The sequence below is a fragment of the Pseudemcibacter sp. genome (assembly GCF_965661635.1).
Classification (GTDB): Bacteria; Pseudomonadota; Alphaproteobacteria; order Sphingomonadales; family Emcibacteraceae; genus Pseudemcibacter.
Map to the genome: position 1 here is coordinate 1 of NZ_CBFIEP010000097.1, position 11,440 is coordinate 11,440.

The following is an 11,440-nucleotide window of genomic DNA, read 5'->3' on the forward strand; positions in this document are numbered from 1 at the left end:
GGACCACCAAATATGCCTGATAATGTTCGCCCAGCAAGCATTGAATAAGTATCGAAAGCATGGGAACATAAATAAGTGCTTACCGATAAGCCAATTAGGAAAAATATTACCGCTTTTTTACGGTCGAAACGATCAAGGTAAGGGGCCACTAAAATTGCAGAAAATGCGGCAGCAAATGTATAGATACCGCCTAGCAATCCCATATTAGAAGATGGGATCCCTATCCCTATGGTTAAATCCGGACCAAGGGGTAATATAAGCATAAATTCGATAACATTGGCCAACTGAATTAGGGCAGAAAGCCAAACTACCTTGTGCTCTAATCTAATGTCTGACATTTAATGACCTGATGAAATATGCATGATGTTTTGCAAAACTATACTCTTCAATATGGTTTTTTCAATCTATAATATAATTATGCTCACGATGATTTCACAAAAGTGTATATTGATCTAAAAATACGAAAATGATAGCTTCTGCTTATAAGAAAATTAAACAATAACGAAATCCGCTGTATTACTATAGCGTAAAAAGATAAATAAGGGTACATCGTTAATTAATGAGGTCGATTTTTTAAATGAAAAAAATACTCTTGCTCACAGCTTTTCTTGTTGTTTTTACCCCAGTTTCGTTTTTATCTGCAGCGTCTAATGATCCTTTACCTGTCGAGAATGGAGTATCTTGGGAACTTGCAAGTTACCGCAAAGAAAATATTTCTAACATAAACTATGATATTGATCTTGAAATTTATGAAATGCCGAATGTACCGATTACGGCAACGTCAGTCATTAATTTTGACCTTAAGCGAAAAACACAAGACCTACAGATTGATTTTAAAGAGAAAAGATCACAATTGTCCCGGCTATGGGTGAACGGTAAGAAACGGCAAATCAATTTTAAAAATGAACATATTATCATTAACAAAAAGAACCTTATTGTAGGTTCAAATACTATTAAAATTGAATATTTTGCTGGGAACGGGGCTTTAAACAGAACGCCTAGTTTTATGTATACTCTTTTTGTACCAGATAGAATGCGCACAAGCTTTCCAAGCTTTGATCAGCCTAATTTAAAGGCAACCTTTGATTTGAAATTAACAATCCCTGAAATATGGGAAACCATTTCGAGCGCACCCATAAAGCGCGAGCGTATCAGACGAAAAAAGAAACGCGTCGAATTTGAAACATCAGATTTAATGAGCACTTATCTGTTTTCATTTGTGGCCGGACGATTCATTAAAGTGACCAAAAAAATTGATGATGTTGAGCTAACAATGCTCCACCGCGAGCCAGACAAAGAAAAAGTTAAGAGAAACGAGGATGAAATTTTCCGCCTTCATAAGGCGTCTCTTGATTATATGGAAGAATATACCGGTATAAAGCAGCCCTTTAAAAAGTTTGGCTTTGCGTTGATACCCAGTTTTCAATTCGGAGGCATGGAACATGTTGGTGCCATTCAATATCAGGCAAATACATTGATGCTTGAAAAGAACCCCTCACCTAATGAGCTTTTGGGTCGTGCGGCACTAATTGGCCATGAAACAGCGCATATGTGGTTTGGCGATCTTGTAACAATGGATTGGTTTAATGATGTGTGGACAAAAGAAGTGTTTGCAAACTTTTTTGCCGCGAAATTGGTTAATCCAAGTTTTCCAGAAATTGATCATCAGCTTAGATCACATTTAAGGCTCCACCCAAGTGCATATGCGGTAGACCGCACCGAAGGGCCAAATCCTATCAGACAGGAGCTTCCTAATCTGAATGAGGCTGGAACATTATATGGTGGTATTATTTACAACAAAGCGCCAATTATGATGCAGCAATTGGAAATACTTCTGGGTGAAGAAAAGTTCCGTGAAGGTATCCGTAAATATTTAAATGCATTTGCGTTTGATAATGCCACCTGGACCGATCTAATCGCAATTCTTGATAAGCGCACTGATGTAGATCTTAATAACTGGAGTGAGGTATGGGTAAATACACCAGGACGCCCAACATTTACTGTAAATAATAATGCTGAATTAGATCAAATTTATCCTGCAAATCAATCGAGAAAATGGCCACAAAAATTTGCCTTTAAAAAAGGCGCGGCACCATATGAAATTTCCTTTATGACAGATTCAATTGCTCTGGGTCAATTTGGCAACTGTGCAAATGATAATCTGTTATTTAATTCTGATGGTCTTGGTTATGGCCTTTTCCCAATTGAAAAAAATTATATTAGATATAATTGGGATACCCTTTCCCCGCTTGAGCGTGCGGCAGGCTTTGTTAGCCTTTATGAGCAGCTGTTAGAAGGAAATGGCACCATAACGCCTAATGAATATCTAAACTTAATTATTTGGGCTATGGAACGCGAAGATAATCCATTGATTATCAATCATCTTTTGCGACAAATGATTTCAATCTTTTGGTCATTACTTAATCAAGAACAAAGACTTGAGATTGTCGCCTCACTGGAAAATGCGTTATGGGTACAGGTTACTAACCCATCCGTTGATACCGGTAATAAACGTGCTTTTTTTAGAAGTTATGCCAATATTGCGTTAACAGAAGATAGCATTTCAAATACGAGGAAAGTTTGGGATAATTCGCTTGAGATCGATAACCTAAACTTAGCGACAAGAGATTATACAAATCTTGCTGCTATTCTTGCGATAAAAATTCCTGATCAAGCGGAAGAAATTGTTGAAGCCCAAACGCCGCGCGTAAATGGTCTTGATAATCAGAGAAGATTTGAATTTATAAAATATTCATTGTCAGATAGGCAAAAAACGCGTGATGATTTTTTTGATGCACTTTTAAGTGAAAGAAATCGCCATACAGAAGCATGGGTGTTAAGCGGGCTTAATTATCTTCATCATCCTTTACGTGCAGAACAATCCGAAAAATATATTCAGGATAGTTTGGAAATATTGCAAGAAATACAAATGACCGGTGATATCTTTTTCCCTGGACGCTGGCTTTCGGCAACCCTTAGATATTATCAAAGCGATAGTGCGGTTGAAACGGTGCGTAATTTTTTAAATGATCGCCCTGATTATAATAAACAGCTTAAAATGAAAATATTGCAAGAAGCGGATGATTTATTCCGTGCCAATAAGATTTTAAAACAAACCACTAGTGCATCCAATTAGTTAATAATTTAATATTATATCAGCTGATGATAATGGCGTTAACGGTATTCTCAGTGATATGATTTTAACCTTTACAGGTGGGGTTCAATGCTCTAAATCATCAGCATATTTTTTAAGGAATTTTTATGCTTGGTAATTTAATTGACCCGCTCTATCGCTTTCGTATGTTAGCCCTCGTTGAGGGTGTTTCTTATCTTTTGATTTTATTTGTAACGATGCCGATGAAATATTACATGGGCATTGGTATTTTGAATAAAATAGTTGGTTGGGGCCATGGTATTCTTTTCGTGATATATATAATTCTCGCCTTTGAAATATTAATCAGACGGCGTATTAATTTTTGGCAATTTTTGCGGGTTCTTATTGCATCTATTATCCCATTTGGCACATTCTTCAACGAGAAAATGTTAAAAGAACAACAGCAATTACATTCAGCAAAACAATTACTTAGCGATTAACCCGCATTGTTGATGGTGGATATTTTTCAAGTAAATTGGCGGGCCTTATGGGACGTTTTGTAAAGTTTCCACCGCAATTTGGGCATTTTCCTTTATAATGATGATCGACGCAATTTCGCAAAATGTGCATTCAAATGTACAGATCATTGCGTCACTTGCATCAAAAGGAAGATCCTTATCACAATGTTCACAGTTGGGGCGTAATTCCATCATTATTTGTTCTCCTAATGGATGAATATTTATTTTACCTCTAAAATATATTACACTGTCGCATTATGCTTGCTGAAAATCAAAAATATTATATTTTGATAGCAGATTTAAGATTTTGGGACTTGCTATGAAAGACAATGTAATTCAATTAAATTCTTCAGAAAAAAACTTTACCGATACGATTGAAGATTTTCCCAATCGAGATTGGATTGAAGCCGGTATTAAAATTCTTCGTGAAAAGAGTGTTGAGGCTCTGACAAGTAAATCAATTTCACAAGAAATTAAGAAGGAAGAAAAAGAGTTCAGTCGCCTTTATAATGGTATGGAGAGCTATATGGAGGCGCTTCTTGACTATTGGTATGAGAAAGAAACCCTTAAATATATTGATATGCTTGATGAGATGACGGGCGACGCTGCAGATTTGGTGCTAGTCATGACAGAAATTATCCACAACATAGATAAGTCCGATGAAATAGCCATCCGTAATATGGCATTAAAGTGCCCGAATGCACACGCTGCGCTTGCCCGTGTGGATAGAACGCGCCTTGATGTAGCCATCGGCCTTTTTAAAGAGATGGGTTTTTCCGAAAAGGAAAGCGAAATCAGATCAAAAATATTCTATACATCGGAAATCGGCACGGAATATACATCCATTTCATCGTCACTAGAGCAGAAAATAGCCAGAACAAAGCTGTTGATGGTCCGAGATTAGGCGCTTTGCCGCCTTATTTAATGTTGAAATCTCTAAGAAAGTCTGCAAGACGCATTTCTTCGATAATGTCATCGTTGCCGTTATTAAAACGACGCCTTGCAATGGTATAAGGCAGCGTGTTATTGGCAATTCTATCCACAAGCAATAACCATTCCCCTTTTTTCGCGACACGTGTGTCTGGGTCAACGATGATGTCTTCTCGTTTGTAATTAACGATTGGGAAAATTTGTTGGCGTAAACTTGTTGCTAAATAAGGGATATAAGATACATCCATCCGGGTTGATTTTTCATCAAAACAGTTGATAAATGCAAGCTTAGGTGTATCGGACGCATTGTTATTGCGCCTTGCGATGATGAAATATTCATATTCTTCGCCGATAAGCATGTCATTATTGGATGCAAAGACACGGAAGCTCTCATTGCCACCCTTAAAGCTTTCTGTAACTTCAATATCAAGGATTTGTCCGCAAACGATGTTTTTATTGTCTTCATCGTAGTCATATCTGACTTCTTCGCTGCCGACGATCTTGCCACGCACCACCTTAGACGCGGTATTTAACATGCGATTATAGGTATTCCTTTGGGCAAATGATGTATTTGTCCATGATAATATTATAATAATTAATGATGATGATAATAAATAGTTTAATTTCATGATTTTACGATGGTTACTTCATTTAATAGATTAAATAATCTGCATATCTTCTTCAGCGACAAATGCCATCGCATGACAAAGCGCGACCGAAATCCAATGTTCTTCTAAATTAATGTCCTCTTTTATCGCAGTAAAGAAGTATTTTTGCTGCTCAAGAATTGATTTATCATATTCCTGATCGGAAAAACGGATGATATACCCATTATTATTGATGGTATTGTTCTCATTGATGGTAATGACACCGCTTTTTGACTCAATTCTGCGAATAGGTTTATTATTTGGATCAATTTTGGGGCCAAAACCGCTTTCAAAATTAAAAATCGACCCATCCGAGAATTTCATGGTCATTTTTGTGTTGTTGATGGTTGGAATATCGTCAAATTGACGTTCCCCGACCGTATCAATGTCGGTAACTTCAGCGTCACACATCTGGTTCATCACATCGATATAATGAATGCCACAATCCACAAGTGGCGAAAGACCGGCGTCTAAGATATCCTGATGAAGCTGCCATTCTTCGCCCGTGCTATGTTGATTGCAATTGGCGGTAAAGGTTATTGGTGGTACTTGCGCACGGGCCAGTTCGATAAACTTCTTCCATATAGCATCATGCCGAAGAATTAAGCCAACCACCAACTTTTTACCAGTTTCACGCGCCTTTGCTATGGTATAGCCCGCTTCCCGTCGCGTTAAACCAAGCGGTTTTTCAACGAATACATCGGCACCTGCCTCCATCGCGAGGCTTGAATATAGGCCGTGAGTATCCGTATAGCTACTGATTATGACAGCGTCTGGTTTTTCTTCGGCGAGTGCTGCCTTATAATCGTTATAAAGGCGCGCATTTGGAAATTCCGCCGTTACATGGGGCCATTTCTCGAAATTACGCGCGACAAGGCCGCAAATTTCAACATCCGGGAATGTGGCGGCTGCTTTTGCGTGAGCGAAGCCCATGCGGCCTACCCCGGCGATTAATACACGTATCATACTAACAAATGGTCCTTATTTTGCCGCAAAACAATAAAAATAGCCATTACCGCCCGTTGCGATAAGGTTTTGTTGACTGCATCCGCGTGATGGATGGGCAAAATTCCAGGATGTTGGGTTAACCCCGCCCCCTTGTCGGTCATGGTGACCCACATTACCGCTGCCGTCTTCGGCGCTTGATGTCCAATTGGAACATGTATTTTCACTCATCATCCCCATAAGATCACTGCCGGTTAAAATATCATGTTGGTTCGGGCTATCGCCACGGCCATTGATCATCATCCCCATTTCAGAAAGTGAATTTTCCTTTGATAATTTATTATTATCTGAATGAAGGTCATCAATATCACGTGCAACCATCACGCCTTTGGCATTATACCAGGGGCCTTGGCCAATGCGGTCACGGGCATTAACGCCTCCATCGCCATTAGTTGATAAATAGGCCTTCCAGTCTTTATCACCCTGCCCTGCGGCCGTCGCTAGCGATTTAAAAATCATATCAGCACCCGCTAAACCGCCAAGGTTACCGCCGTCGCCTGAACCTTTTGACGTGATAAAGAAACTCATTGATGTATCCTGCGCCATCGCACTGGTACTCAGCAGCGCCGCTCCCGCCAACATAAGTATATTTCGCTTAAATCCCATTTTTTGCTCCTTTATTTTTTGTGATAAAATAGATGATAACAAAGTTCTCAATTTAAAGCAAAAAAAGCCCCGCCGTTTATTACAGCAGGGCTTTTGGTCATTCTAATTTAAGTTTATTTTTCTTTATAGGCCGCTTCGACGGCGTCATATTCTGCGCTTAATTCCGTTAGGCGATCGACACTGTCTTTGCCTGGAACCTGATCCGCGTCAGAGTTAATGTTATAAAGATAGCTGATCATACCAACGAGGCCCGCTTTTGGATAAATGATATTCGGGGTTCCAAGTGTGCGGATTGTTGCGTGAACTCTGTCAAAGTCAGCGTTTGCATCTGCGCCACGTTCTTCGTTGCTTTGGCCGCGGTATTGACGGTGTAGGGCACGATGTTCTGTATTTGATTGAACTTCAAGCTTTCTTGATTTGCTCAAAAGATCAGAAATCACCATCTGCATTTGGGTTTGATTGGCAAGATCAGTCACATTAATCCCCTGATCCGTGACACGTGGATCAGGAATAAGATCAAAGCTTGCTTCTGACATTTGACCATCAATGGTGACACGAGCAGTATATGTGCCCGGTGTCGCAATCGGACCGTCACTATAACGGCGGGATGCGTTTTGATGCCATGGGCCAAGATGCTGCATGTTCCAGCGGAAACGATTAAGACCAGCATCCATTTCAAGATCACCGGTAATAATATGCATTGGCGAGTCCAAATCATCATCTTTCGCGTCAGAGCCGTCGTTAACATATGTGGTCACCACATCACCCGCACTATCAAGGATTTCAAGCTTAATGGATGAATGTTCCCCTTCAGGGACATAATAATCAATTGAAACGCCTGGACGTGGTAATTCAGGAACGCCTGCTGATGTTCCGTCGCGCGGTACACCACGTGGATGGCGATAACGGAATGTGTCCTTTGGCTTCATAACGGAAACCACATTGCCGCCTGCTGTGGCAGCCGCCGCCGCCGATTGAACATTATCAAGCACCCAGAAACCACGACCCATTGTTGAAATGGCAAGGTCACCACGGATGAATTTGATATCGGTTATCGGTGTCACCGGAAGGTTTTGTTGGAATGCTTCCCAACTTTCACCGTCATTGGCGGACATAAACATGCCAAATTCGGTACCAGCGATAAGCAATCCTTCATGATCCGGGCTTTCGCGAACAACACGAACCGGGAAATCCTCTGGAATGCCGTCTGTAATCAGATCCCAACTGTCACCGTAATCGGTGGTGCGGTAAATATATGGTTTCCAATCATCAAACATATAACGAAGTACAGTGATATAAGCTTTACCGGCGGTATGGCGGCTTGTTGCGACACTATCAACTCGTCCCCCTTCTGGCATGCGCGGTGTTACATTCTGCCATGTTGCACCGTCATCACGGGTTACATGCACAGGGCCATCGTTTGACCCGATCCAGATCACACCTTTTTCAACGGTGCTTTCCTGAATGGAATAAATCACGCTGTAATATTCTTCGCCGGTGATGTCGCGGGTAATTGGTGCACCGGAAATCACCTGCTTATCCGCTTCATTGGCGGTTAAATCCGGTGAAATTTGTTCCCATGTCACACCATCATCACGGGTTCTGTGTAAATATTGTGACCCGTGATAAACCACATCCGCGTCATGTGGTGACACATGAATGGGGGCAACACGTTGAAAACGATATTTCAAATCGGCAGGATTATGACCATAAATATTGGTAGCCCCCACATAATAGGCGCGCTCGGTCCCCGTGCGTTTATCAAATGTACCAAAGCGTCCTTTACAATCCGAATAAACGATATTGTGGTTTCCTGGTTTTGGCACCGCCGGCCCTGTTTCACAGCCGCCCGCATATTGGATGAATGCATTGGTATGCTGTGTGCCAAATGGCGCATTTGAGGGCACCGATATGGTGCTGCCGTTATCCTGCATTCCTGCGTAGAGCCAGTATGGATGCTGATCATCAACTTCAACTTGATAAACCTCTGTTGTGGGTTGGTTAAACTGTGTTGACCATGTTTTACCACCATTATGGGTGACATTAGCACCGCCATCATTGGCTTGAATAAACAGATCAGGATTATTCGGATTGATCCACATGTCATGGTTATCACCGTGCGGTACAGGCATGGTCACCCATGTTTTACCACCATCGACGGATTTCCTTAATGGATTGGCGTTTGAATAAATGATTTTCTCATTTGTGGGATCAATATCAAGATTGGTATAATAAAACGGTCGATTTTGAATACCTTTATCATTTGACACATGGGTCCATGTTTCACCCATGTCGACGGACCAATAAAGCCCCCCTTCCGGGTTTGGTGCTTCTACAAGGGCGCCAAGCACACTTGAATTGGCCGCCGTGGTGGCAAGGTCGATTTTACCCACAAGCCCCGTCGGAAGACCATTATTGATTTTCTTCCATGTTTTACCGGCATCAATGGATTTATAGATGCCGCCTTCGTCTTGGCTCATTTCACCGCCGGAAATAATGGTCCATGGTTTACGGTCGGCTTTCCATGCGGATGCGTAAACGATGTTCGGATTGCTTGGGTGGAATTCAACGTCAACGATACCGACGCTATCGGAAATATAAAGAACCTTTTCCCATGTGGCGCCGCCGTCCGTTGTTTTATAAAGGCCGCGATCCTCATTTGGACTAAAAGCGGATCCAATCGCCGCAACATAAACGGTATCATTTGAACGCGGGTCAATTTCAACCGCGCCAATTTGTCCGGTATTATCAAGGCCGATGTGGGTCCATGTTTTACCGCCGTCCATGGATTTATAGGCCCCCTTACCCGCAATCACATTGGATCTTAGGCCATCTGACCCGGTGCCCACATAGACGATATTGGCATCATTTTGCGCAACCGCGATATCACCAATTGATGGTGTGGCGAAATATCCGTCGGATACGTTATTCCATGTGGTGCCGTAATCGTCCGTTTTCCATAAACCGCCGCCAGATGCCCCTAAATAAAATGTGGCAATCTCATCAACTGTCCCTGCAACCGCCGTGACGCGCCCGCCACGTGTTGGCCCAACATTACGAAATTCATAGCTTTCATATTTCCCGCCAATATTAACTCCGGTCGCAAGCGCAACTTGTGATGCTGCCGCCGGAAGCGTACAAAGCGCCGCACTAAGCAGAAATTTATTAAATTTATTCATGGAATGTTCCCTTATATAGTCCCTAATTTGCTGAAAATAAGCTAGCACAGGAACATATCAAGGAGCAAGGGGGCGATGTTACTTTATTACAGATTACATCTACCTATTAATATTAAGTTTTGCTTTATGGGTTTCTAACCATTTTCGGAGTGAGGAATTTTGTGCGTTTGGCGGTGTTTTGATTTAGGTCTTTCCATTCGCCATCATATTCCATTTGGATATAGGCGCAAGTTGGCACATTGACGATATCAGTACCGCACATTCTATTGCTGAATTCGGTAATCGCCGGGTTGTGGCCAACGATGGTGACGTCATTTAGGTCGTCGGGTAAGTCATGACACCAGTCAAGCAAATCACCCGCGCTAAAAGTATAAAGCCGATCATCAATATGCCAATCGATGGACCGTCCGGGTAAATGGCTTGCGATATTTTCAATGGTTGTGCAGGCGCGTACCGCGGGGCTCGTATAAACATTTTTAAAGTCACAACCCGCATCAAGGATATGTCGTGCCATCACCTTGGTAGCAAGAAGTCCTTTTGCGTTTAAGGGACGTTCAACATCGCTTAATTTTGGATGGTTCCAATCGGATTTCGCATGTCTGATTAAATGAAGCCGTTTGATCATAAGCCGTTTATTTCCCCTTTTAAAAACACTAAATATACGCGAAACTTAAGGAAAATTGTCATCTCCAGCCACAATAAAGTCAAGAATTAATTAAAATTGTATCAATTTGCCATGGGGGTTCATATTTGTTAGGCTCGCAAAATAAATAATAAAATATCGATAAATAAACATGAGAGGGATTAAAAATGGACTTACTTGTCGCGGGGATATTATTATGGTCCGGGGTTCATTATATACCGGGGTTTATGCCGGGTTTAAAAAAGTCACTAGTTGAAAAGTTTGGAAATGGCTACCGTGGATTATTTACATTATTAATTGTTTTAAGCCTTGTGATGATTGTTTTTGGCTGGCGATCATCCGAAATTGAAATCATTTATGATCCGGTGCCTAGCGCATTACAATTAACAAGCGTTTTAATGCTGATCTCGCTTTATTTATTTGGCGCGGCGCAAGGCGCAAGCAATATAAAACGTTTCATTCGTCACCCCATGTTAACGGCTGTGATCGTCTGGGGCGTGGCGCATTTATTATCCAACGGTGATAGCCGCAGCATTATATTATTTGGCGGCATGATTATTTGGGCCATTTCGGAAATATTGATCATCAATAAACGTGAAGATGCCTATGATGCGCCGGGCGCGGTGCCGATGAAAAATGATGTGAAGAAAATCATTATTGCCTGTGTTGTATATGCGGTGCTTGTTTTCGGACATCCATATTTCACAGGAATGCCTGTTATGGGGGCGATGTAATCTACTGGGTTACGAACCGCTAGACATAGGAATAAACCAGAAAACCAATAACCACCAAAAAAACCACCTTCACCACTAAAAAGG

Annotated in this window: 10 protein-coding genes and 1 pseudogene; 4 read left to right on the plus strand and 7 right to left on the minus strand. The window is 41.5% G+C overall.

Annotation, left to right across the window (positions count from 1 at the left end; all coding sequences use genetic code 11):
• On the minus strand, positions 1 to 338 hold a 338-nt coding region (locus tag ACTF6W_RS06725; protein WP_438993774.1), incomplete at its 3' end, for an MFS transporter.
• Between the two features lie 239 nt (positions 339 to 577).
• Here ACTF6W_RS06725 and ACTF6W_RS06730 point away from each other — a divergent pair.
• Both ACTF6W_RS06730 and ACTF6W_RS06735 read left to right on the plus strand, forming a co-directional pair.
• Complete coding sequence (locus ACTF6W_RS06730; protein ID WP_438993775.1) at positions 578 to 3,136, plus strand: M1 family metallopeptidase; 2,559 nt, start codon at positions 578 to 580, stop codon at positions 3,134 to 3,136.
• A 125-nt stretch (positions 3,137 to 3,261) separates the two neighbouring features.
• On the plus strand, positions 3,262 to 3,594 hold the full coding sequence (locus ACTF6W_RS06735; protein ID WP_438993776.1) for a DUF3817 domain-containing protein: 333 nt from the start codon (positions 3,262 to 3,264) through the stop codon (positions 3,592 to 3,594).
• On the opposite strand, the pseudogene ACTF6W_RS06740 reads toward ACTF6W_RS06735, so the two are convergent.
• Positions 3,584 to 3,807 (minus strand): annotated as a pseudogene (locus ACTF6W_RS06740) (DUF1272 domain-containing protein). The gene ACTF6W_RS06735 and the pseudogene ACTF6W_RS06740 sit on opposite strands and share 11 nt — an antisense overlap.
• 124 nt (positions 3,808 to 3,931) lie before the next feature.
• On the opposite strand from ACTF6W_RS06740, the gene ACTF6W_RS06745 reads away from it, so the two are divergent.
• Entirely contained in the window at positions 3,932 to 4,516 is a 585-nt protein-coding gene (locus tag ACTF6W_RS06745) for a hypothetical protein (protein ID WP_438993777.1), read from the plus strand.
• A 13-nt stretch (positions 4,517 to 4,529) separates the two neighbouring features.
• On the opposite strand, the gene ACTF6W_RS06750 is transcribed toward ACTF6W_RS06745, so the two are convergent.
• The 5 genes from ACTF6W_RS06750 to ACTF6W_RS06770 form a co-directional block, all read right to left on the minus strand.
• The gene (locus ACTF6W_RS06750; RefSeq protein ID WP_438993778.1) at positions 4,530 to 5,078 is read right to left on the minus strand and encodes a hypothetical protein; all 549 of its coding nucleotides are present in this window, start codon (positions 5,076 to 5,078) and stop codon (positions 4,530 to 4,532) included.
• Between the two features lie 123 nt (positions 5,079 to 5,201).
• Positions 5,202 to 6,155, minus strand: a complete 954-nt coding sequence (locus ACTF6W_RS06755) for a Gfo/Idh/MocA family protein (RefSeq protein WP_438993779.1) — start codon at positions 6,153 to 6,155, stop codon at positions 5,202 to 5,204.
• A gap of 15 nt (positions 6,156 to 6,170) precedes the next feature.
• Positions 6,171 to 6,800: a hypothetical protein gene (locus ACTF6W_RS06760; protein WP_438993780.1), complete on the minus strand. Its 630-nt coding sequence runs from the start codon at positions 6,798 to 6,800 to the stop codon at positions 6,171 to 6,173.
• 113 nt (positions 6,801 to 6,913) lie between these two features.
• Positions 6,914 to 9,979, minus strand: a complete 3,066-nt coding sequence (locus ACTF6W_RS06765; RefSeq protein ID WP_438993781.1) for a WD40/YVTN/BNR-like repeat-containing protein — start codon at positions 9,977 to 9,979, stop codon at positions 6,914 to 6,916.
• Positions 9,980 to 10,103: 124 nt separating this feature from the next.
• On the minus strand, positions 10,104 to 10,604 hold the full coding sequence (locus ACTF6W_RS06770; protein ID WP_438993782.1) for a SixA phosphatase family protein: 501 nt from the start codon (positions 10,602 to 10,604) through the stop codon (positions 10,104 to 10,106).
• A 185-nt stretch (positions 10,605 to 10,789) separates the two neighbouring features.
• On the opposite strand from ACTF6W_RS06770, the gene ACTF6W_RS06775 reads away from it, so the two are divergent.
• Complete coding sequence (locus tag ACTF6W_RS06775) at positions 10,790 to 11,356, plus strand: NnrU family protein (RefSeq protein WP_438993783.1); 567 nt, start codon at positions 10,790 to 10,792, stop codon at positions 11,354 to 11,356.
• Positions 11,357 to 11,440 lie beyond the last annotated feature (84 nt).